At 49.6% G+C, this 23,416-nt stretch carries 20 protein-coding genes and 2 rRNA genes; 21 read left to right on the top strand and 1 reads right to left on the bottom strand.

What is annotated here, in order from left to right:
- From BLT91_RS22010 to BLT91_RS21910, 21 genes are all read left to right on the top strand, one after another.
- A 23S ribosomal RNA gene (locus BLT91_RS22010) occupies positions 1-106 on the top strand; the annotation flags it as partial.
- Between the two features lie 110 nt (positions 107-216).
- Positions 217-333 (top strand): 5S ribosomal RNA (gene rrf, locus BLT91_RS22005).
- Positions 334-886: 553 nt separating this feature from the next.
- Complete coding sequence (locus BLT91_RS22000) at positions 887-1,471, top strand: chromate efflux transporter ChrB (RefSeq protein ID WP_090824947.1); 585 nt, start codon at positions 887-889, stop codon at positions 1,469-1,471.
- Positions 1,468-2,001, top strand: a complete 534-nt coding sequence (locus BLT91_RS21995; RefSeq protein WP_090824945.1) for a chromate efflux transporter ChrA — start codon at positions 1,468-1,470, stop codon at positions 1,999-2,001. The genes BLT91_RS22000 and BLT91_RS21995 overlap by 4 nt, the downstream gene beginning before the upstream one ends.
- Positions 2,002-2,341: 340 nt before the next feature.
- The gene (locus BLT91_RS21990) at positions 2,342-3,847 is read left to right on the top strand and encodes an ABC transporter ATP-binding protein (RefSeq protein WP_090824957.1); all 1,506 of its coding nucleotides are present in this window, start codon (positions 2,342-2,344) and stop codon (positions 3,845-3,847) included.
- Entirely contained in the window at positions 3,844-4,965 is a 1,122-nt protein-coding gene (locus BLT91_RS21985) for an ABC transporter permease (protein WP_090824943.1), read from the top strand. Before BLT91_RS21990 ends, BLT91_RS21985 begins: the two co-directional genes overlap by 4 nt.
- 43 nt (positions 4,966-5,008) lie before the next feature.
- Complete coding sequence (locus tag BLT91_RS21980; protein WP_090824941.1) at positions 5,009-5,938, top strand: ABC transporter permease; 930 nt, start codon at positions 5,009-5,011, stop codon at positions 5,936-5,938.
- Between the two features lie 319 nt (positions 5,939-6,257).
- Positions 6,258-7,727, top strand: coding sequence for a factor-independent urate hydroxylase (gene pucL / locus BLT91_RS21975; RefSeq protein WP_090824939.1), 1,470 nt, complete (start codon positions 6,258-6,260; stop codon positions 7,725-7,727).
- Complete coding sequence (gene uraH, locus BLT91_RS21970) at positions 7,724-8,080, top strand: hydroxyisourate hydrolase (protein ID WP_090824937.1); 357 nt, start codon at positions 7,724-7,726, stop codon at positions 8,078-8,080. Before pucL ends, uraH begins: the two co-directional genes overlap by 4 nt.
- A gap of 48 nt (positions 8,081-8,128) precedes the next feature.
- Positions 8,129-9,523, top strand: coding sequence for an allantoinase (locus BLT91_RS21965; protein WP_090824935.1), 1,395 nt, complete (start codon positions 8,129-8,131; stop codon positions 9,521-9,523).
- Position 9,524: 1 nt separating this feature from the next.
- The gene (locus BLT91_RS21960) at positions 9,525-10,805 is read left to right on the top strand and encodes a Zn-dependent hydrolase (protein WP_090824956.1); all 1,281 of its coding nucleotides are present in this window, start codon (positions 9,525-9,527) and stop codon (positions 10,803-10,805) included.
- Entirely contained in the window at positions 10,792-12,036 is a 1,245-nt protein-coding gene (locus BLT91_RS21955; protein WP_090824932.1) for a pyridoxal-phosphate-dependent aminotransferase family protein, read from the top strand. The genes BLT91_RS21960 and BLT91_RS21955 overlap by 14 nt, the downstream gene beginning before the upstream one ends.
- Positions 12,030-13,625, top strand: coding sequence for a gamma-glutamyltransferase (gene ggt / locus BLT91_RS21950; RefSeq protein ID WP_090824930.1), 1,596 nt, complete (start codon positions 12,030-12,032; stop codon positions 13,623-13,625). Before BLT91_RS21955 ends, ggt begins: the two co-directional genes overlap by 7 nt.
- Before the next feature lie 34 nt (positions 13,626-13,659).
- Positions 13,660-14,667 (top strand): XdhC family protein, encoded by a 1,008-nt coding sequence (locus BLT91_RS21945; protein ID WP_090824928.1) that lies wholly within the window; start codon positions 13,660-13,662, stop codon positions 14,665-14,667.
- Positions 14,664-15,305 (top strand): nucleotidyltransferase family protein, encoded by a 642-nt coding sequence (locus tag BLT91_RS21940; protein WP_090824926.1) that lies wholly within the window; start codon positions 14,664-14,666, stop codon positions 15,303-15,305. Before BLT91_RS21945 ends, BLT91_RS21940 begins: the two co-directional genes overlap by 4 nt.
- 486 nt (positions 15,306-15,791) lie before the next feature.
- Positions 15,792-16,712 carry an FAD binding domain-containing protein gene (locus tag BLT91_RS21935; protein ID WP_090824924.1) on the top strand — a complete coding sequence of 307 codons (921 nt, stop codon included), beginning with the start codon at positions 15,792-15,794 and terminating at the stop codon, positions 16,710-16,712.
- A complete protein-coding gene (gene pucD / locus BLT91_RS21930) occupies positions 16,696-18,993 on the top strand; it encodes a xanthine dehydrogenase subunit D (RefSeq protein WP_090824922.1) in 2,298 nt (765 codons plus the stop codon). The genes BLT91_RS21935 and pucD overlap by 17 nt, the downstream gene beginning before the upstream one ends.
- Positions 18,986-19,471, top strand: coding sequence for a (2Fe-2S)-binding protein (locus BLT91_RS21925; RefSeq protein ID WP_090824920.1), 486 nt, complete (start codon positions 18,986-18,988; stop codon positions 19,469-19,471). Before pucD ends, BLT91_RS21925 begins: the two co-directional genes overlap by 8 nt.
- Before the next feature lie 7 nt (positions 19,472-19,478).
- Positions 19,479-20,624 (top strand): BMP family ABC transporter substrate-binding protein, encoded by a 1,146-nt coding sequence (locus BLT91_RS21920; RefSeq protein WP_090824917.1) that lies wholly within the window; start codon positions 19,479-19,481, stop codon positions 20,622-20,624.
- Between the two features lie 21 nt (positions 20,625-20,645).
- Entirely contained in the window at positions 20,646-21,623 is a 978-nt protein-coding gene (locus BLT91_RS21915) for an aromatic ring-hydroxylating dioxygenase subunit alpha (protein WP_254777061.1), read from the top strand.
- A gap of 328 nt (positions 21,624-21,951) precedes the next feature.
- Positions 21,952-22,227 (top strand): Fur family transcriptional regulator, encoded by a 276-nt coding sequence (locus tag BLT91_RS21910; protein WP_090824915.1) that lies wholly within the window; start codon positions 21,952-21,954, stop codon positions 22,225-22,227.
- Between the two features lie 77 nt (positions 22,228-22,304).
- On the opposite strand, the gene BLT91_RS21905 is transcribed toward BLT91_RS21910, so the two are convergent.
- A complete protein-coding gene (locus tag BLT91_RS21905) occupies positions 22,305-23,381 on the bottom strand; it encodes a DctP family TRAP transporter solute-binding subunit (protein WP_090824913.1) in 1,077 nt (358 codons plus the stop codon).
- Between the last annotated feature and the right edge of the window lie 35 nt (positions 23,382-23,416).

The following is a 23,416-nucleotide window of genomic DNA, read 5'->3' as shown; positions in this document are numbered from 1 at the left end:
TCCCAGTATGTAAGACCCCTTGTAGACGACGAGGTTGATAGGTTCGAGGTGGAAGTGCAGCAATGCATGCAGCTGACGAATACTAATCGGTCGAGGGCTTAACCTCAAAGCTATCCGGAGGAAAGCTAGCTTCGGAAGCATAAGCATTTAACCTAAGGTAACACTTTACGCAAGTTTCGTATCTAGTTTTCAAGGCGCAAACAAACGCTTTGACTGTTTGGTGATGATGGCGGAGGGGACCCACGCGTTCCCATCTCGAACACGACCGTTAAGCCCTCCAGCGTCGATGGTACTTGAACCGCAGGGTTCTGGGAGAGTAGAACGTTGCCAAGCACAATAAAGAACCTTATGGGGAGAAATCCTTGTAAGGTTCTTTTCTTTTTGTCTGAGGAATTGTACAAATGACTGGGAGGGCTCCAGCGACCAACTTCGGAATAGGAGTCATTAATTGGCCAGGCTTGCGATTTTAACAAAATAGGAGGTCCCAAAGATCACATCAGTTATTTATATGGCTGTATATATGTAAACGCTCTGAAATTGGACGATACCCCGTCCCAGTTCAACCTGCGCAAATAAGAGTCTCTAAAAACTTCTATTTGCAAGGAAAGTACCAAAAATTCAAAATTAGCAGTCCCTAGAGGCTCTTATTTTGCACGGAGTCTATACAGATCAGCTCAATCTGTGCTAATAAAAGTCCCCAAAGACTCCTATATGAACGGGAAGTCAAAAACTGCGCATTGTAGCTAACTTCGGCGCTTTAGGGCTGTGTAATATCGTTAACCAATAATACGAAGAAACTTTGTCGGTTTGACAAAATTGAGAAGAGAATCGTAATAATCCTGTAAACTTATATTACAATAAAGTCTATAGAGACAGGAGTGATCTAATGGGAAATGCATATGTCCAGATCGGATTGGCAATGTTTCGGACGGGAATTTTGGGATATGGCGGCGGTCCGTCGATTGTGCCGTTGATACGGTATGAGGCGGTTACGCGATTTCAGTGGATGAAAGATGAAGAGTTCATGGAAGTGTTGGCGATCGCCAATACACTTCCCGGTCCGATAGCAACGAAGCTTGCGGGTTATCTTGGATATCGGCTCAAAGGAGCAGGGGGAGCGGCCATTGGTGTGCTGGCCCATATTGTTCCTACCTGTGTGGCGATGGTTGGTTTGTATTCGTTCATCCATTTTTTCAGTACTTCCCATGTGATTAAGGGGATGATAGCGGCGGTAGTGCCAATTGTAGCCGTTATGTTAGGCGTTATGGCATACGAGTTTGGGGAGAAGGCGATTAAAGGATTGGGTTGGGCGGCAGGCCTCACTTTTTTTATCATCTCTTTCTTACTGCTGCAGACATTCTCAGTGCACCCGGCTATCGTTATTTTTATGTTTTTACTGTACGGTGCTTTCCATCATAAGCTAAAGGATAAGTGGAAGAAGAAACAGCTTGGCAAAGGGGAAGGCGTATGATGGAATGGTGGCATCTACTTGTTAGCTTCTTTCTAGCCAATGTGTTCGGATACGGGGGCGGGCCCTCGTCGATTCCGCTGATGTATCAAGAGATTGTTCCAAATCATGGCTGGATGACAAGCAGTGGATTCTCGAACATGTTAGCGCTTGGGAATGCGCTGCCGGGTCCTATCGCGACGAAAATTGCCGCTTACGTCGGTTTTCAAATCGGTGGCTGGGTCGGTGTTCTGATTGCTGTCGCGGCGACAGTAATTCCTTCCATCATAGCGCTCATTATTTTACTTAACATTCTGCAGAAATATAAGCAATCTGCGATTATCAAAGGAATGACGCTGCTTGTCCAGCCTGTTATCGCGATTATGATGGTGTTGGTCACATGGAGCAGCATGATGGAATCTACGAAAACGATAGGTTACCTTCAGTTTATCGGCATTGCTGCTGTTGCTTTCTATCTCATTCAAAAGAGGAAGATTCACCCTGCCTTTGTGATTGTTGCTGGTTTCGTCTATGGCGGTATATTTCTTTCATGATATACAAGAATAACATATCAAAAGGAGCACTCTTTATAAAAGGAGTGCTCCTTTTTGCTGTGTGTGCAGCTTAAATTAACATCCATTTTGGCGTTAAGCACAAAAGAATAGTCATTTTTCGTTAGATCCCCTAATATGATGTGATGTTAATTGACGTATAATTCACCTGAACAGTATAGTGAGGAAAATAGATATGAATTTGGATTGTCATACGTATATTTTTTGTTTCCGGAAACAGCAGATCCCTGGTAGGGAGATGCTGTTTTGAATATATAGGGGTGTATAAAGGATCGAGAAGGAGGGAGCACAGTTGAATAAAACGGAGGGTTATTCAGTTGAGATGATCCAGATCGTTAAGCAGTTTGGATCTGTTATCGCGAACGATCATGTAGATTTTCGGGCAAAGGCCGGGGAGATTCATGCGCTGCTTGGGGAGAATGGCGCTGGCAAAAGTACAATGATGTGCATGCTCTCTGGTGTGTATCGTCCAACAAGTGGGGATATTCGCATACACGGTGAGAAGGTGCGTATTCGTTCGCCGAAAGATGCAATGAAGCTAGGTGTTGGCATGGTATTTCAGAATTTCCGACTTGTTCAGACATTAACTGCCACGGAGAACATTGTTCTTGGGGAATCATCTTCGTTTTGGCGAGGTCCGCGATGGCTCGCTAAGAAGTCCGAGGAGATCGAGGCGATCTCCAAGCATTTTGGGTTACCTTTTCCGGTGAATCGGCCGATCTGGCAGTTATCGGTTGGTGAACAGCAGCGTGTAGAAATTGTGAAGACGCTATACCGTGGTGCGGACTTTATTATATTGGATGAGCCCACCTCCGTTTTGACGCCAGGTGAAGTTGATCAATTGTTCGAGACTTTAGATCGCATGAAAAAAGAGGGCAAGACGGTCATTATGACGACGCACAAATTGAAGGAGGTCATGTTCGCTTCGGATCACATATCCGTCATGCGTAAAGGCAAGATGATCGCAACAATGGCGAAAACAGAGACGAACGAACGGGATTTGGCGCAGCTGATGGTTGGCCAGGAAGGCATAGAAAGCCGATCGGTTGTAAGAGAGAAAACACAAGGAAACCCGATGCTAGTAGTCAACGGTTTGGATGTGTATGCCGATCATGGACGCAAGGTGCTGGATGGGCTTTATTTTCAAGTAAGTGAAGGTGAGATTGTCGGTGTTGCCGGCGTGTCCGGAAATGGGCAAAAGGAGCTTGCGGAAGTGTTAACGGGGCTCCGCGCTTGGAAACAGGGAGATGTCCGTTTTGACGGCAAAGAATTGTGTAACGGCTCGGTGCGCGCAGCCATCCAACTGGGTATTGCCCATGTACCGGAAAACCGCATGAGGAGCGGCCTGGCGGGCAGCCTAGGTTCTGTGGATAACCTGCTCTTTAAGACATATCGTTCCCTGGAACGCTCTCGTTTCGGCTTGCTTCGCACAGGGAGTAATCGGAGCTGGTCGCAAAAACTTATTGAGTTATTCGATGTGAGGACATCAGGGATTGATGCGCCCATTCAATTTATGTCGGGAGGCAATCAACAGAAGCTGCTTTTTGCCAGAGAAATTGATCAAGGTCCGAAGCTGATGATCGCCGTGCATCCAACTCAAGGTCTTGATGTAGGTGCGACAGCCGTTGTGCATGATTTACTGGAGGATTTGCGCAAGAAGGGGCGATCTGTTCTGCTGATATCGGAGGATTTGGATGAGGTGCTGCATTTGGCGGACCGAATTTTGGTCATGTATGGCGGACGCATCGTGGGCAATATTCCCCGAGAGGAAGCGAACCGTGAATATATCGGAATGTTGATGGCGGGTTCTGAGGAGGATGCAGGGTGAGCGAACAACAAACGGCAGGAACGATTCCGATTGAAAATAAAGGGGCAAAGCGAGAAGCGAGCTTTCGTTTGCCTTACCGTATCGAGATTGATCCTGCGGGCCGCGACAGTCCGTGGTGGATGACAATCGTATCCATTGTCTTGGCGCTTGTAGCCTGCGGCATATTTATAGCCTTAAACGATATGAATCCGATTATGGTTTATAACAAAATGCTGACAGGGGCTTTCGGTTCCTCCTTTGGCCTTACAGAGACCCTTGTGAAGGCGATACCGCTGCTGCTTTGCGGTCTTGGCGTGTCAATCGCCTATCGAATTTCGGTGTGGAACATCGGTGCTGAGGGGCAGTTTTTGGCTGGGGCGATGGCAGCAACTGCAGTTACGATCTATTTTCCGCATCTGCCGATGTACATGTCGATCCCGTTCATGTTGGTGGCAAGCGTCGCAGCTGGTGGGATCTGGGGGTTGCTGACGGCGATTCCTAGGACGTATTTTCAAGTTAATGAACTCATTACCTCTTTAATGCTGAATTATGTGGCGATGCTTGCCTTGAATTATGCGGTCTTCGGTCCGTGGAAAGATCCGAAGGGCTTTAATTTCCCTGGATCACCGATGTTCACCGCGGCTCAATCGTTACCCACCTTCGGTGCTTCACGGTTACATCTAGGGATCGTTTTCGCCCTAATTGGGGTGCTGTTCTATGCTTTCGTGATCCGTTTTACCCGTTGGGGATATGAACTGCGCCTGATTGGTGCGAATGCGGAAGCGGCGCGGAACGCGGGTATCCGAATTTCGAGGCACGTTCTGGTTGTCATGATCATTAGCGGCGGGCTGGCTGGACTTGCAGGAATGAGCGAGGTCTCGGGTGTGGCGCACCGACTCATGTATGGTATTTCTCCGGGGTATGGGTACACAGCTATTATTGTAGCTTGGCTTGCAAAGCTGAATCCGTTAGGTCTAGTGGTCTCATCGGTGCTTTTTGGAGGGCTCATTGTCGGAGGGTATAGTGTGCAAACGATCGGCCTCCCGTCTTCTACCTCATCCATGATTCAAGGAGCTATTTTGTTTTTTCTCATTGCGGGCGGCATGGCTGGGAAATTCCGTATTCGTCGCAATCGCTGATAGAGGTTGAATCGAGATGATGCTGGGAAGGGGATGAAACGTGATGGAAATCTTAACACAGTTAATTATTTCTGCTATCTCTTCCGGTACTCCGCTGCTGATAGCCGTACTGGGCGGCATCCTTATTGAGAGATCAGGCATCACACAACTGGGTGCCGAGGGCCTTATGCTGATGGGGGCAGTAACTTCTTGTTTAGTTTTTATTCATACGGGGAGTTTGGCGCTAACCATTCTCTATGTACTTGCAGTGGGCGCTATATTGGGTTTGCTTCATGGATTCCTGTGTGTAACTCTGCATGCGAATCAGGTTGTCTGCGGTCTAGCCATGACGATATTCGGCGCAGGCCTTAGCGCTTATCTGGGGAAGCCCGTAAGCGGACAACCGCTGACCGGAGCGGTACCTAAGCTCGATTTGCCTTGGCTTGAAAATGTGCCGTTCCTAGGGAAGATTTTTGCGCATATGGATCTATTCACGTGGTTTAGTTTTGTACTGGTTATCGTGATGCATTTGTTCATTCATCGAACATCGTGGGGGCTTCATCTTAAAGCGGTGGGGGATAACCCGGCAACAGCCGACGTTATGGGTATTCCCGTTATAGCGATTCGCTACAGCTGTATCATTATTGGTTCCATGTTGATTGGTCTGGGAGGAGCTGATTTGCTGCTCGTTTACACGCCAACGTGGAATGAAGGGATGACCTCTGGACGCGGATGGATTGCGGTGGCGCTCATTATTTTCGCAAGATGGAATCCGATTCGTGCTTTGGTGTGTGCTTATTTCTTCGGTGTGCTCGATATTCTGGGGTTCCGTGTACAGCTGATCGGCAGTCATATCCCTTCTTATTTCCTGAAAATGATTCCGTACATCATGACCATTCTGGTTCTGATGTTCCTCGGTTGGCATAATCGCAATAAGCCTTCGGGTGCACCAGAGGCACTTGGCATCCCCTACATTCGGGAGCAAAGATTTTAAAAAAACGAAGTCACTAGGAGGCATCGAAATGAGTGAACGCGACAGTCATAACCGATAGTAGTCATCGGTCCCATTCCTGAGGTAGAGGAAGAGGCTGTGGCTGCGCATACGGGATTTTGGTCATGAAACAAGGAAAGCCGCTGGGAAGGTTTCTGATTCCTGGCGGCTTTTTTGCAATTTCACAAAAAAAGTTGCCAATGTTATGAAAGTTTACAAACTTCTTTCATATAAATTGACCCATAGGGATGGCGCATTTACAATGAAACAAATCTTGATAAAGAATGGCTAGTTTTTACATAGAAATAGAGGTGATGGGCTAGTGAAGCTAAGGCTGCATAAAGTAAACGAATTGAATCAGGATGATTTCATCCATGTTTTCGGCCTTCTGTTTGAACACTCGCCTTGGGTGGCTGAGCGTGCTTGGCGCTCGCGGCCTTTTGCAACACAGCAAGATCTGATTAGCGCACTCGAACGAGAAGTTTGGCGTGCTGATAAGAATGAGCAGCTAGCGCTGCTCAGAGCGCATCCTGACTTAGGGACGCGGGTGCGAATGACGGATCATTCCGTACAGGAGCAATCCGGCGCCGGTCTGAACCAGTTAACACCTAAAGAATATGAGCAGTTTCTTGGTCTTAACAAGCAGTATATGGATGCCTTTCAGTTTCCTTTCATTATGGCGGTAAAGGGACAGACCAAAGAGACCATTCGAGAAGCGATACGCGTGCGGATTCATCGAGATGTAGAAGAAGAGATGGGAAAGGCTTTGCAAGAAGTTTGTAAAATTGCGCGGTTTCGCTTAGAGGCAGTGTTGATCAATGAAGCGGAGGGGAAAGCGATGAAGCAGGGAAACGGATCAGAGAGAATCATGTACTACGGTAAGGGCGATGTATGGGTGTATCGATCCTATGCAAAGCCGCTGACGAATCTAACTTTAATACCCGAATCGGGTTTTACCGGACGAGATAATGTGTTGTTTGGGATGAATATCAAGGTGGCTGTTAGCGGAGAGAAGTTTTTCACTTCTTTTACAGAAGGGGATAACTCGATGGTTGTTGCCACAGACTCGATGAAAAATTTCATCCTGCGCAAAGCCGGAGAGTATGAAGGGGCTACGGCTGAAGGGTTTCTAGAGTTCGCCGGTCGTAAATTTCTAGAGACGTACCCGCAGATGACGAGTGTGAAAATGACAGCCGATCAAGTGTCTTTCGAAGTGCTGCCGGTTCCTAGCGCAAAAGGATTTGACGGTAGTAATCTCGTTTACCGTTATTCGCAAAATGAGCACCCGACAGCGCTGGTTGAAATCATGCGGACGGACGAGGGGATCACCATCCTGGAACATGAAGGCGGCATCGCTGACTTAAAGCTGATTAAGGTAAAAGGAAGTTCCTTCACGGGCTTCGTTCGCGATGAGTATACGACACTTCCGGAATCGTTCGACCGTCCTTTATTTATTTTCCTCGATATGGCTTGGAGTTATGAAGAGGTGGCGGATGCCCTAGACTCGGATCTGGGGCATTATGTGGCGGCTGAGCAAATTCGGGATATTGCGCATACCGTATTCCATGAGCAGCATTCACCATCGATCCAGAATCTCATTTATCGAATAGGGCAGCGTTCGCTCACGCGTTTTCCGCAATTAAAGGAAATTCGTTTTGAATCTAACAACCGTACGTGGGAAACGATTTTGGAGCAAGCTTCAGCAGGTGAGGGCAAGGTGTTTACGGAGCCTAGGCCGCCTTATGGCTTCCAAGGCTTTTCCATGACAAAGCGTGACCTGGAGGGACTATGAGCGGTGGGCTAACAACACACGTACTGGACATTAGCAGCGGTCGACCGGCTAGCGAAGTGCGAATCGATTTGTTCCTTCTCCAAGACGGGCGGTCAGAGCTGCTTCGCTCAGAGACCACGAATGCGGATGGCCGCCTTCAGGGGCCGATGCTCAGCGGGGATGATTTTACACCGGGAATTTACGAGTTAGTCTTTCATATAGGTGATTATTTCAGAGGAATTGGCACAGAGCTTGCAGAACCTGCATTTTTGGATCAAGTACCGGTTCGATTTGGCATATCGGCTAAAGAGGCTCATTATCATGTGCCGCTGCTGATTGCTCCTTGGGGCTATAACACGTATCGGGGAAGCTAACGTTGGCATGATGGTAGCTGCATGAAAGGTTCCGAGGGAGGGTTTCGCATGGATAAACAATTTGACCTGATTATTCGTAAGGGTACCGTAGTCCTCATAGATCAAGTATGCCGGTTAGACATTGGTATTCAAGGTGGTAAAATTGCTGCGCTAGGCGAAAATCTCGTTTGCTCGGAGCATACGCCTGTCTATGATGCGGAGCATTTGCATATATTGCCGGGCATGGTCGATGCACATGTTCATTTCAATGAACCTGCACTCGGTCACTGGGAGGGATTTACCACAGGCTCGTCGGCGCTCGCGGCTGGCGGATGCACGACGTACATTGATATGCCTCTAAATGGTATTCCGCCGACGGTGCGGCTTAGTGCGCTTGAGCGAAAGCTGGAAGCGGCTGAAGGACATTCCTTAGTCGATTATGCGCTGTGGGGCGGCCTTGTCCCCGGGAATATTGGTAATCTACAGGAGCTGGCGGAAGCCGGTGTCATTGGATTTAAGGCGTTTATGTCCTGTCCCGGTGGAGAAGGGGAAGATATTTTTACTGAAGTGGACGACCTGACTCTCTATGAAGGGATGAAAGAAATTGCCCGCTTGGGGCTAGTGCTTGCGCTTCATGCTGAGAGCGAGGAGATCGTTTCCAAGCTGGCCGCAAAGGCACAGGAAGAAGGCCGACGCGGGGCGCTCGACTTCGTTGCGACGCGACCGATTGCAGCGGAGCTGGAAGCAGTGAACCGCGCGCTCTTCTACGCCGAGCAGACGGGCTGCAAGCTGCACTTCGTGCATATCAGCAGCGCGGAAGCGGTGCAGGCCATCACGGTAGCGAAAGGCAAGGGGCTGAACGTCACGGTGGAAACGTGTCCGCATTACTTGGTTCTGACTAGCGCTGATTTGGAGCGGCTAGGTCCTGTTGCGAAGTGCGCGCCGCCACTGCGCACGTCGGAAGATCAAGCTCGGCTGTGGGCGGAGGTGGCAGATGGACGGCTGGACATCCTCGCCTCGGACCACTCACCTTGCCCTACTCACATGAAGCGGGGAGATTTCTTCGAGGCGTGGGGCGGAATTTCTGGAGCGCAGAGCTCCTTAGAGCTGATGCTGGATGAAGGATTTCTTCGCAGAGATATGCCGCTGCCTAAGCTGTCGAGGATGCTGTCTCTGGAGCCGGCCAAGCGATTTGGGCTGTATCCGCGTAAGGGTGCTATTGCCATAGGTGCAGATGCTGATTTGGCTCTAGTGGATATGAAGCTGAGCTATTCGCTCCAGGAGAGTGATCTGCTTTACCGCCATAAACATAGTCCTTATGTGGGGAAATCGTTCGGATGTCGTGTGAAGGCGACCTTCTTACGAGGAATTAAAGTGTATGAGCTTGGTGAAGGGGTAATGGAAAAAGCGGAGGGAGCTTGGGTACGTCCAACTGAGGTATTTGGAGGTGAGTCTGGTGGCTAAAATGACGCCGATTTCACTAGATTTGCTGTCACAATACGCAAAGCAAATGCTGGATGTGCTGGAGTGGCTCTCTTCTTATGGTGCTGACCCGGAGGGGGGAGTTACTAGGCTGCTTTATACGGAGCCATGGCTGCTGGCGCAGCGGGCTCTTGTGGGAAAGATGCAGCAGTTGGGGCTGGAAGCTAGCTTCGATGCGATCGGTAATGTGTTCGGGAAATTACAAGGAAGTAATGATTCATTGAAGCCTATTCTCACAGGTTCTCATATAGATACGGTGAAAAACGGCGGAAAGTACGATGGTGCCTACGGTGTTGTCGCCTCGATGATGTCGCTGGGGTATTTGAAAGCGGTCTATGGGACGCCGAAGCGAACACTTGAAGCGGTTTCGTTCTGTGAGGAAGAGGGGAGCCGCTTCCCGTTGGCCTACTGGGGCTCCGGGCATGTTACCGGTGTAAGGTCGCTGGCTGTAGCTTCGGGGATTGCTGACCCTGACGGTGTCACCTTACTTGAGGCGATGCGGCAAGCTGGATTCGATGCCACGAGCGCCGGAGAACACCCGGCTAGGCGAGAAGATATTGGTGCGTATATTGAGATTCATATCGAGCAAGGATCTGTCCTTGCGTATAAGCAGAAACAGATCGGCGTTGTAACAGCAATTGTTGGTCAAATTCGATTGACGGTTGTTGTCACAGGCAACTCAAATCATGCCGGAACGACACCGATGACAATGCGGAAGGATGCTCTTGCTGGGGCCGCGGAAATGGTGGCACTGACGGAGCGGATGGCGCTGGAGGCAGGTGAACCGCTTGCAGCTACCGTGGGTCGTTTGGAAGTGAAGCGGGGGACTTCGAATGTAGTGCCGGGAGAAGTTGAATTTACACTGGATATTCGGCATACAGACGAGATGAAGATGGATGAATTTTGTGCAAGTTTGCTAACAAGGCTCGAAGAAATCGCAAGGCGAAGAGAGCTTACTATAGAAATGGTTGAAAATTTACATGCTTCGCCCGTGGCTATGCATGGAGGGATTTCGGAAGAAATTGAAGCTGCCTGTGAGACCTATGGGTTCCGGAGTATGCGGCTGCCGAGCGGGGCAGGGCATGATGCTCAGCTGTTCGGGCCGATATGTCCGTCGGCGATGATCTTCGTTCCAAGCGTTGCCGGAATTAGCCACAGCCCTAAGGAGTTCACGGAAGCGGACGATCTGGTTGTTGGATTCCAAACGCTGGTTCATGTGTTATACCAATATGGCTATGGGGAGAAAGCAGATGAAATCTTATAAAGACTTGTCGCCCTCGCTGCGCACGATAATGACCCCCGGACCTGTGGAAGTCGACCCGCGGGTGCTGCGCGCAATGTCTTATCCGATTCTGGGACAGTTTGATCCGGAATTCACAGAACTGATGAATGAGACGATGGAAATGCTGCGCGATGTATTTCAAACAAAAAATCAATGGGCTTTTCCGATAGATGGCACCTCGCGTTCGGGTATTGAAGCTGTTCTCGTGAGTGTCATTGAGCCAGGGGACAAGGTGCTTGTTCCTATTTATGGGCGCTTCGGCAACCTGCTCGTGGAAATCTCTGAGCGCTGCGGCGCAGAGGTTGTCATGTTAGAGCGAGAGTGGGGCACTGTGTTCGACCCAGAGGAAATTATTGCAGCCATACACAGGGAAAAGCCAAGTATCGTTGCGATTGTCCACGGTGAAACCTCCACCGGTTGTATCCAACCGTTTGATGGCATCGGAGCAGCCTGCCGTGAAGTAGATGCATTACTTGTCGTTGATGCCGTTGCCACAATTGGCGGTGTCCCGGTAAAGACAGATGCATGGCAGCTGGATGCGGTAATCGGTGGGACGCAAAAGTGTCTATCCGTCCCTTCGGGGATGTCGCCCATCACGTATAACGAGCGTGTCGAAGCAAAGGTGCTGCGCCGCAAAACAATTGAGCGAGGTCTGCGAGAGAAAGGTTCGGCAGTATCAGCCTTGAATCCGGTCGCGAGTAACTATTTCGACCTGGGACAGCTGCAGGACTACTGGAGTCCTAAGCGGCTCAATCATCACACGGAGGCAACATCGATGCTGTACGCTTTGCGCGAAGGCTTGCGCCTTGTCCTGCAAGAGGGCCTAGAGGAACGATACCGTCGTCATCAGTGTCATGAGGCTGCGTTAGTTGCAGGCCTCCAGGCAATGGGCTTATCACTGTACGGGAATCCGGACTGTAAGCTGCCGGTTGTGACCTGCATTCGCATTCCAGATGGTATCGCTGGAGAATCTGTGCGTGCGATGCTGTTAAACAGTTTCGGCATTGAAATCGCCAGCTCTTTCGGACCGCTGAAGGGGCAAATTTGGCGAATCGGCACGATGGGCTTCAGTTGTAATCAGAAAAATGTGCTCCATGTGCTTGGTGCACTGGAAGCAGTTCTCTTATGGCACGGCGCCGATATTACAGTCGGTAAGGCTTTGCAAGCGGCATTAACATTATATGCTCGTAAAGAGGAGGAACTGCCATGTTAAACATCATGCCGCGAGCGGAGCGTGCAATGATTGCTACGCCTCATTATTTGGCTAGCAGTGTGGGAAGTGCGATTTTGCAGCAGGGAGGCAATGCTTACGATGCAGCGATTTCGATTAGTGCGACACTAGGTGTCGTATACCCACATATGACGGGGCTTGGCGGGGATGCCTTTTTCCTGATGCACGATGCAGCGACAGGCACTTATACGGGCTTTAATGGAAGCGGGAAGTCTGCTGCGATGGCGACGCCTGATTTTTATAAGGATAAAGGGTTAAATGCAATTCCTCAAAGAGGAGTTCTAAGTGCTATAACCGTCCCCGGGATGGTGGATGCTTGGTGGCAGGTGTGGGAGAAGTACGGGAAGCTGCCTTGGGAGAAGCTGCTGGATCCAGCGATTGCTTATGCGGAAAACGGATTTCCGATTTCTCGCAATTTGCTATTTTGGATGCGTAAGGATGAGGCGTTTATTCGGGCTTCTGAGCAGCTGAGCGCCTTATATATGGCAAATGGCGAGCTTTTGAAGGAAGGGGACCGTCTGGTTCAGAAAGAGATGGCCCGTACGTTACGACTCGTTCAACGAGAAGGCAGAGATGCTTTTTACAAAGGTTCAGTGATGAAGAGTGTTATTGATAGCATTCAGCGGGATGGCGGATTGCTGCAGGAAGAAGATTTTCGCAACTATTCAGGGGAATGGTTGGAACCGCTCTCTACAACGTACCGTGGATATGAAATTTATCAAATGCCGCCGAACTCGCAAGGGTTCACAGCGCTGCTGATGATGAATATGCTAGAAAATATAGAGGTTGGTGCTGTTCCTAGAGCCTCGGCGAATTTTTATCATATCATGTCCGAAGTCATCAAAAAGGCGTTCAAGGACCGAGATCTATACTTAACGGATCCCCATTTCCGGGAGATTCCGCTTGAGCATCTGCTTTCTAAGGCCTACGCTCGGGAGCTCTGGAATGACATTCAAGCCGAGCCGCTCAAGGTTAGTGAGCATTTATCACCAGCGATCGGGCAGGACACGGCCTATGCGGCTGTTGTTGACGAAGAAGGCAATTCGGTCTCGTTTATTCAAAGCTTGTATTTCGACTTTGGTGCAGCTTATGTACCTGGGAATACAGGTATTATTATGCAAAATCGGGGTTCCTATTTCTCACTGGACCCATCCTGCGCGAACGTTTTAGAACCGAGTAAAAGGTCGTTTCATACGTTAATGCCAGCTATGGTGAGCAAAGAAGGGAAGCCCTACATGCTTTTCGGTACGCAGGGGGGAGAAGGTCAGCCGCAAACGCAGCTCTCCATTATGACAGGTGTGCTGGATTATGGCTTGTCCATTCAAGAGGCCATATCGCTTCCCCGTTGGGTATACGGCCGGACGTGGGGGGAAGATGGAGATGCGTTGAAGCTCGAGCATCGTCTAGATGGTGACGTGTATGCTCGTTTGAGAAAGTGGGGGCATCGCGTTGAACCTGTGAACCCTTGGGATGGAATCATGGGGCAGGCGCAGGGGATTGTGATTGATGAGAAAGGCATTATGAGCGGCGCTGCGGATCCTCGGGGTGATGGTTTAGCGATCGGTTGGTAAGACAATGAATCCTTGAAGCGAGGTGCGGCGAGTGATGGAGGCCTATGACATTTTACTAGCGGTGGAGAGAAATATTCAGTCTTGCGTCTTGGCGACGGTTATTCATGTGGAAGGCCATGCTTACCGTAAGCAAGGGGCAATGATGCTGCTAATGGAGGATGGAAGCTCGCTGGGCAGCATTTCTCCCGGCTGCTTGGAAGCGGATTTATCCTTATACTTACCTGTTGTGTGGGAATCTCAGAAGCCGCAAATGGTAGAGTATGACATGAGGCCGGCAGAAGATTTCGGCTGGGGTGAAACGATTGGGTGCGGCGGGTTGATTCGAATTCTACTGGAGCCCGTTATCGGGGAGTTGCTCGTCAACCTGCTAGTGGTGAAAGCCTCTTTGGATCGCGGGGAAGCCATACAGCTTGTGCGTACGTTTTCTGATGGGTATTCGGAAATCACGTACACGTTGCGTGAGCATGATGAGGTTCTTCCTTCTGTCCGACAATCGTCATTCTCAGTGTATGTCTCTCTGTTCAGACCAAAGCCAAGAGTGATTGTGTTTGGCGCAAATCAAGATGCGATTCCGCTTGTGCAGCTGGCGACAAGCAGCGGGTTTCGCGTGGTGATAGCGGATTGGCGTGATGCCTACTGTACGGTGGAGCGCTTCCCGGGGGCGGAGACGGTCGTGGCTTTCCCTGAACAGTTGATGGAAAAACTGAAGCTGAATGCGCAAGATTATATCATCGTCATGAGTCACCAGTTCGAGAAGGATGCCGAATTCGTGCGAGGAGCTATGAAGTCAAGCCCACGTTACCTCGGCATTATGGGATCAAGGGAACGAACGGAGAAGCTGCTGGAAGGATTAGCGCACCCAGAATGGCTACGTTATCCGGTTGGTTTAAACATTGGCTCGGAAGGTCCAGTGGAAAATGCAATCAGTGTGGTGGCTGAATTGATTAGTATTAAGCGTGGTGTTCGCACGACTGGAGAGTGGAGCGCCTCTGTGGCCATGGGGCGAGATACCCAAAGCTGCCGCCCTTGGAGAGCGCTGTGAAGAAGAAGGTTGTCGGTGTATATTTGGCGGCAGGCAGCAGCAGGCGAATGGGAACGGCGAAGCAGTCGCTAGAAATGGCTGAGGGAGTCCGGCTAGGCAGTATTGCCCTGCTGAAAGCTCTTCATTCGGAACTGCAAAGTGTGGTTGTTGTCGTACGTGAAGGTGATTCCTTGGATTGGTTGCCAGAAGAAGTTCATAAGCATATATTATTGGGTCGGTGCCGGATTGAGCTATGCGCGGACGCTGAATGCGGGATGGCGCACTCGCTGCGCACGGGTATCCAGGTGGCGGAAGAGCTGAGCGCAGACGGCGTCTTAGTCCTGTTGGCGGATCAGCCTTTCATAGATGGTCAGATGCTATTTCGTCTCACGATTGCGTTTAGCAGGGAAGCGGGCTATGACTATATCGCCAGCGGGGATAAAGGGATGCCGAAGCCTCCGCTTATTTTGGGCCGAGGGATGTGGCCGGCGGCCGCCTCTTTGGAAGGTGATGCAGGGGCGCGATCCTTGTTTCGCTCGCCTAAGTACCGTGGACGCATTTTGGAAGAAGAAAACCAGTTGAAATTTATGGATATAGACACAGTAGATCGATATGAACAGGCAAAAAAAATCTATACGCACCATTATATGTTAACTTAAATGACATAAACGAGAGAGTAAGTGCATTATTACTAATGATGCGCTATTTTTTTATACAAAAACACAAAATGATGTCAAGTTAGTTGACTTGCTTTTTGAATATTGATTATAGTAGATCTAATTTATATCGGAGGAACGTGAGTGCGTTATTTGCCAAAAAACGTTCGATTTCATGAGGGAGGCGGAACGACGATTCATTATTGCGTAGTTTCTTCCTCAGGAAAGCTCAAATTGCCTCCAATAGAGTACTCACGTTCCGCTAATTCAGATTATTGAGCGCTATTCCCGAAAGCAAGTTTTTCTATCGAAAAACTCAGTAACGCTTACGAAGCAAGTTTTTCTACCGAAAAACTCAGTAACGCTTACGAAGCAAGTTTTTCTATCGAAAAACTCAGTAACGCTTACGAAGCAAGTTTTTCTACCGAAAAACTCAGTAACGCTTACGAAGCAAGTTTTTCTACCGAAAAACTCTAAGGAGGTTTGCACATGTCAGTTCCTTTGCACCAGCTGCCAGAGCAGCAGCCTTCCGTATGGCAGCCTACGAGCGTAGAGGAAGCCATGCACTTAAAGCATAAATGGGGAGATGACTCGGTGCTTATTTCAGGAGGCACCTGGCTCCGTACTCGTTGGGAAAATGGCGTTTCACCGCTTCCGCAGCATTTGATTAGTCTCGGGCGTATTCCAGCTCTCTCTAGATTAACGATGAATGCTGGAGGTCAAGTTCATATAGGGCCAGCTCTTTGTTTAGCAGATTTGATGGGAAATGAACTGATGAGGCAGAGGTGCAGTCTCTTGGTGCAAGCTTGCTCCGAGATCGCAGCTCCTTCGGTACGGAACTTAGCCTCTATTGGAGGTAACGTGGTAACCCGCACGGGAGACCTCATTCCTGTACTGCTTGTTATGGATGCCCAGGTGGTGTGTTCGGATGGGCAAAACGAACGTGTTTTGGCGCTGAACGAGTGGCTGGAAAGCCCGATTTCTACCCCTTATGAAGTCATGACAGCCATCGTGGTGCCAACCGCTGAGCAGGTGGATTTAGATGAGGATAGCAATTATGAGTTTTATTTGAAAGTGGGACGCAGAGAGGCGTTCACCCCATCTGTTGTAACGGTAGCTGGCAGGTTGACACTAAGAGCTGATGGAAAAATTGAGGCAATAGCGTTAGCTGCGGGTGGAGGAAGCGCCGTTCCGGCAAGATTTAAGGATCTGGAGGCAGCTGCTATCGGTCAGCCATTATCCAAGGGGCTTCTGCAGTTTTTGCATAAGGGAGTGTCTGCTGGATTTGACGCTGTGGCAGACGATTATGCCGGCGTGTCTTATCGCAAGCAGACAGCGGCGAATCTTATCGTTTCTGAATGCTATAGAGCTTGGCGAAAAGGGGGCGGAGCGGATGCTCCTAGGTCGTGATACGTATGCAAAAAAGTGGATTATCCGACCTGACGGTGAAGAGAAGGTAACCGGAAAGCTCCGATATCTCACTGATTTAACAGCACCCGGCATGCTGCATGGGAAGGTACTGCGCAGTCGTTACCCCCATGCATGGATTCTTTCCATCGATACAAGCAAAGCCAAGATGACACCCGGTGTACGTGCCGTCGTAACTGCCGATGATGTGCCAGGCATGAATTTGTTCGGAATTGCCTTCCCGCATCAGCCCGTGTTCTGTCACGATCGGGTTCGTTACATCGGGGATGCTCTGGCAGCGGTAGCTGCGGATACCGAAGAGATTGCCGAGTATGCGCTTAGCTTGATCGAGGTTGTTTATGAGCCGCTCCCTGTTGTAGATGATCCGGAAACGGTACTAGATGAGGGCGTAATAATGCTTCACCCTGATGGCAATCTGCTTCACCGAACTAGTCTAAAGCATGGCGAGGCAGAAAAGGCATTCGAGGAATGTGCGCATATCGTTGAAGAGACGTACTTTACGCCTCGTCAAATGCACACCTATATGGAAACGGAGGGCGGCTTGTTTATTCCGGAGGATGACAGCCGACTGACGGTTTACTCACCGACGCAGCATGGTTACAAGGATCGGATGCAGCTATCACGGATTCTAGGGATGGCTGAGGAGCAGATTCGTGTTGTATCCAGTCCGATCGGCGGATCGTTCGGCGGTAAGGATGAACTCAATGTACAGCCCTTCGGTGCTTTGTTGGCATTAACGACAGGCGCTCCGATCAAGATGCACAATTCGCGTCGAGAATCCGTTATCTCCGGTATAAAGCGGCATCCGATGAGGATTAAGATGAAGACTGGCGTCGATCATGCTGGCCGCTTCCTCGCTCATCAAGTCAGCATCCTCGCCGATACAGGTGCTTACGCGACTTTGGGGTGTGAGGTATTGAATTTTGCTACTGAACATGCGATAGGTCCTTATAATATCCCGAATGTGGATGTACAGGGGACTAGTGTATATACGAATAACGGCGTATCCGGTGAGTTTCGGGGCTTCGGCGGCAATCAGGTGATTTTTGCCGTTGAGAGCCAAGTCGAGCGGTTGGCGGAGAAGCTCGGTGTGGACTCCTGGGAGCTGCGTAAGTTGAACTTACGCGCCCCGGGCGATCCAGGACCCATGGGGCAGCAGATTGTGCAAACCGAGGGCGCAAACCAAGTGTGGAGCAAGGTGAAGGAGTCGCCGCTGTGGGCGAAGCGGGGCGAGGCGGAGCAAGGCGAAGATCAACCGCCGTGGATCCGCCGAGGCGTCGGCGCAGCGATGGTAATGCACGGAGCCGGGCTCGGCTTAGGCATCCCGGATCACTCCGGCGGACGCCTCGAGCTTACGCCGGAGGGCAAGCTGCAGGCCTCCTTCGGCTTCGAGGAGTTCGGGCAAGGGCTCTATGCAGCGCTCACGTTGATGCTGCAAGACTTTTTCGGCTGCGCCGCCGAAGACATCCGCATCGTCATCGGCGATACGGATCGCGTGCCGAGCAGCGGATCCAGCACAGCTTCACGCGCCACGACGATGATGTGGCGCGCCCTGCAGCGGCTGAAGCCGCCGTTCGTACAGGCGCTGCTGCAGCAGGCGTCTGAGCTCGCGGGCATCGCAGCCGAAGAGCTGGCAACCGGCGCAGGCGGGATTCATCGCAAGGACGATGAATCAGGCATGCCGGTTGTGACGTATGCGCAGTTGGCGGAAGCTGCCGCTAGGGCAGCTAAGCCGATCATCGCGCATACGGAGTTCGACTACCCGACGACGCCGGAAGGGCTGGTCGGCGCTCATTATTTATACTCCTACGCATCCGTCATCGTGGAGGTAGAAGTGAACATGCTGACGGGGCGAGTGAAGGTGGTGCAAACCGACCACGTCATAGCAGCTGGTCCTGTTATTAATCCGATGGGGTTCCTCGGACAGATCGAGGGCGGCAGCATGATGGCGCTGGGATATACGTTAACCGAGGATGCCGTTATGCAAGAGAGTAACTACTTAAGGCACAATTTGGACACGTACTTGATCCCAACCTTCAAAGATAGTCCGCATACGATTCGGGTAGAAGCGATCGAAGAACTGCCTGAGGGGGACACATTTGGACCGCGCGGGGTTGGCGAAATCGGTTCTGTCGGGCTCGCTCCGGCCATAACCGCAGCGGTCCGGCAAGCAACCGGCATTTGGGTGAATCGACTTCCCATTTCACCGGAAAACATCGTGAAGTCCATCGATTGGTTAGAAGGGGTGGAGGCCATTGATTAATACAACCTATGTGCTGGAATGTTCCATTAACGGTAAATCTGTGGCGATCCCGGTACCTGCTTCCAAGCGGATGTCAGATATCCTGCGTGACGATTTACTTTTAACAGGGACCAAAGTTTCTTGTGAGATCGGACGATGCGGCGCCTGCATGGTGCTGCTTGATGGCAAACCCGTTAATTCCTGTCTGCTGATGGCTTATCAAGCGGCGGGCAAGCAAGTGACGACCATCGAGGGGATATCCGGAGGGGAAGAGCTGCATCCCGTTCAGCAAGCTATGTTAGAGGAAGGGGGGCTGCAGTGCGGGTATTGTACCGCAGGGATGGTCGTTACGCTAACGGCCTTATGGGAAAAAAATCCTACCCCGACTAGGGCGGAGGCGGAAGAAGCACTGTGCGGCAATATATGCCGATGCACGGGCTATGAAGGTATTTTCAGAGCTGTAGAAAGATGCGGTTTGTCGATGAAAAGAGAGGGGTAAAGCCATTATGCCAAAAAAATTGATGATTTCCTTAACAGCTATCTTACTTTTGATCCTGACAGCTTGCTCCGGACAATCGACGAATGCGGGCTCCACGACAGCACCAAGTGCATCCCCTGCTTCAACCCAAGCCGCAAATGCAACCCCACAAGCGGAGAAAAAGCTGCCAAGAGTCGCATTTGTTTATATCGGTGTACCCGGTGATGGAGGCTGGACTTACGAGCACGATCAAGGCCGTTTAATGATGGAAAAAGAGCTGGGCATCAAAGCGACGACCGTTGAAAATATTCCTGAAGGCCCGGATGCGGAGCGTGTGTTTGAAGAGTTAGCGCAGAAAAACGATATCATTTTCGGAACCTCCTTTGGTTATATGGACCCGATGTACAAAGTGGCTCAAAAGCACCCGAACGTGAAATTCCTGCACGCAACGGGCTATAAAACGCTGCCTAACATGGGTACTTACATGGGGCGCGAATATCAAAGTGCTTACCTCGTAGGCATGGCGGCCGGTAAAATGACGAAAAACAATCATTTGGGTTATGTCGGGGCGTTTCCAATTCCGGAAGTTATTTATACCATTAATGCTTTTGCACTAGGCGCACAAAGCGTTAATCCGGCCATTGATGTGGCTGTTGTTTGGAGCAACACTTGGTTTGATCCGTCCACAGAGAAGCAAGCTGCAATTTCTTTGCTGGATAAAGGCGTTGACGTGTTGGCTGCGTACCAAGATTCACCTGCAGGTATTCAAGCGGCTGCTGAACGCAAAGTTTGGGGTATCGGCAATGATTCGGATATGGGCAGATTTGCGCCAGAAACGTATATTTCTAACCCAAAATGGAATTGGGGACCTTACTATGTGCAAACGGTGAAGAGTGTGATGGATGGCACTTGGAAATCCAGCGCTTACTTCGGAAGCATGAAGGATGGCATCACCGATTTAGCTCCTCTAGGTAAAAATGTGCCAGCGGACGTCAAGGCGCTTGTTGAGAAGAAAAAGCAAGACATATTGGCAGGTACCTTCGAAATCTTCCAAGGACCACTTGTCGATCAAGATGGCAAAACTCGCTTTGAACAAGGTAAAAAGATGACGGATGAAGAGATTTTGGGCACAACCTGGTTTGTTAAGGGCATTAAAGGTGTCATTCCGAAATAAACACGAGAGGAGGTTAGGACGATGACAATACATGATATGGCTTTGCTTGACGAGTGGCATCCTGTGTTGTTGTCGTCAGCTCTTACAGATCGACCGGTACCTGTAATCGTTCTAGGGGAAAAATTGGCTGTATTCCGCACCTCGCATGGCGTCCACGCTTTTAAGGACTTATGTATTCATCGGGGAGTGCCGCTATCACTGGGCAAAGTCAAGGGAGATGAACTCGTATGCGCCTATCATGGTTGGTCGTACAACGGTTGCGGTACCTGTACGCGAATTCCGTCTCTGCCCGCAGATCGAGCGATTCCTCCCAAAGCGAAAGCGTTCGTCTACGCCTGTGTGGAAGTGTATGGATTCATCTGGGTGTGCCTAGGTACACCAGCTAGTCCGCTGCCGAACATTAGTAGATATATCCCTGAGGGTTTCAAGGAAGTGTTCATGGGACCGTATACTTTGCAAGCCGCTGGGCCTCGCCTTATAGAGAACTTCCTCGATGTCTCCCATCTTATGTTCGTGCATGAGGGTCTGCTTGGGGATAGCAATTTCACGGAAATCGCGGATTATCACGTAGTTGAGGAAGACGGTGTACTCCGTTCGGAGGAAATTATCGTGTATCAACCCGATCCGGATGGAATGGGACGCGGTGTACATAGCAGATATGTTTACGAAGTGTTCGGTCCGCTCACTGTCGCTTTTACCAAAAGAGATCGGGATACGGACCACATCTTCCGATTGTTCCTGATGGTGCTGCCAGAGACGGAGCAGCAAAGCAAAGCGTTCATGCTGAAGCAGAGGAACTATGCTTATGAGGAACCCGACGAGGTTTTCGTTCAGTTCCAGGATCTGCTCATCGAGCAGGATCGAGAAATGGTCGAAAACCAGAAGCCTGAGCTGCTGCCGCTCGATCTCCAAGCGGAGCTGCATCTGAGATCAGATCGCTTGAGCATCGCTTATCGCAAGCTGCTTCGGGATTTAGGCGTTACCTTTGGAACAGCTTAGGATAGGTACTTACTAGTCTGGTATTGACTTGTGAATTACGGAAATGGAATCACCGGAAATCTTCTCTTAATGAAATATTAGGAGAAGATTTTTTTGTGCGCCCTTTATGGATGTATCTTCTAAATCACCTTGGAGGAGTATCCAATCGTATTGACAATCATTATCATTTAAAATAAAATAAGTATTATATTATAATAATTTTAATTAAAAAGAAAAATGCAGATGAACCATAACTACTTAACAACGAACCAGGGTCAGGTTATTTACAACATTTGAACCGCTAAAGGTATTCATCATACATTCCAATAAAATCGCAGAGGAGGTTTCCATGATGGTACAACATGATCTGAATCAAGCGCTGCAGCGGATGCGTGCCAAAAATATTACCTTAACACCGCAGCGGTATGCGTTGCTTAAGTTTCTTTATGCGCAGGGCAGCTACACAACGGTCAAGGACATTTGTGAAGCCTTGATCGTTAAGTATCCACATATTAATGCGATGACTGTTAACAGCAGTTTGCACGTGTTTAAACAGCTTGGTTTAGTTAGAGAGTTGGCCGTGATCGGTGCCGCCTTACGATATGAAGCGGCAATTTGCTCGTAAATGGTTGATAATAGGTAAGGCGCTGCAGTGTGGGTGAAGAGATAAGAATGTCTCTTCGCACCATTGCGGCGCCTTTATTAGTTTAACCCCATATGGTTTCTAGTGTATTCGTGTCTGAGTTCGTTCACGGCATCCATGAGCTCTTTGCCAATGTAAGATTGAGCTTCTTCATAGACAGGCTCAAGCGCCTGCTGCCATTCATCGCGTTCCTCTTTGGATAGGATGTGAACGTTCATCTGCCCAATCTTTTGTAACTCGTTCCATTGTTTGCTATTGAGGGCAATCGCATTCTGATTTGCCCAAATTGTCGCTTCCTGCATGGCTTCATTGATTGTCTTTTGCTGTTCGGCCGTTAACTTATCCCAAAATACTTTATTCATTAGCACACCATAACCTAAATAGGCATGATTGCTTATTGTTAAATATTTTTGGACCTGATACAGCTTTTTAGAATAAATGTTCGAAATGGTGTTCTCCCCGGCATCTACCTGATCAGATTCCATACTGCGGTAAACCTGGTTGAAAGGAATGGGGACTGTCTTTGCATGAAGTTGGCGAAATTGGGATTCGATTACCTTGCTTGGAAGAATTCGAAATTTCAAATCTCGAAAATCTTCCGGATGAGCAAGTATACCGCGGTTTGAAGTCATTTGCTGGAACCCGTTAGCCCAAATGCCGAGACCGACGATGCCCTTTGGTTCTAGTTTGCGCAGCAGGATGGTTCCGATCTTGCCTTGAAATGCTTTGTCTACATCTTCTTCGTTTTGAAAAACAAAGGGAAGATCCATGACCATCCATTCGGGGACGACTTCGGATATATTAGAAAAGCTTGGCGCGATCATTTGAATGCTGCCCTTCTGTAAAGCGCCGACTTCATCGGGTTCGTTGTATAGAGTACCGTTTGGAAATAGTTCGACTTTAATGGTGTCGTAGGTCTTTTCTTTGACTAATTGGGCGAACTTCTGAGCTGCTAATCCTTTGGGTGTATTCTCCGCCACGACATAGCTGAATCGAATGATCGTTTGTTGACCGAGTCCGATCTGTTCATCATCATTAACGAGCGGCCCGTTATTAAACTGCCAGGAGAAACCGAATCCCAACGCGGTCAGGAGGCCGATTAAAAGAAACATAGTGATACCGACAAACGTTCTCATTTTGACCCCCATTTGTTCTGTATAATAAAATCAGT

The organism is Paenibacillus sp. yr247, assembly GCF_900103825.1.
Taxonomy (GTDB): Bacteria; Bacillota; Bacilli; order Paenibacillales; family NBRC-103111; genus Paenibacillus_E.
Note: the sequence above shows the minus strand (reverse complement) of the source record. Positions and strands in the feature narration are given on the sequence as shown.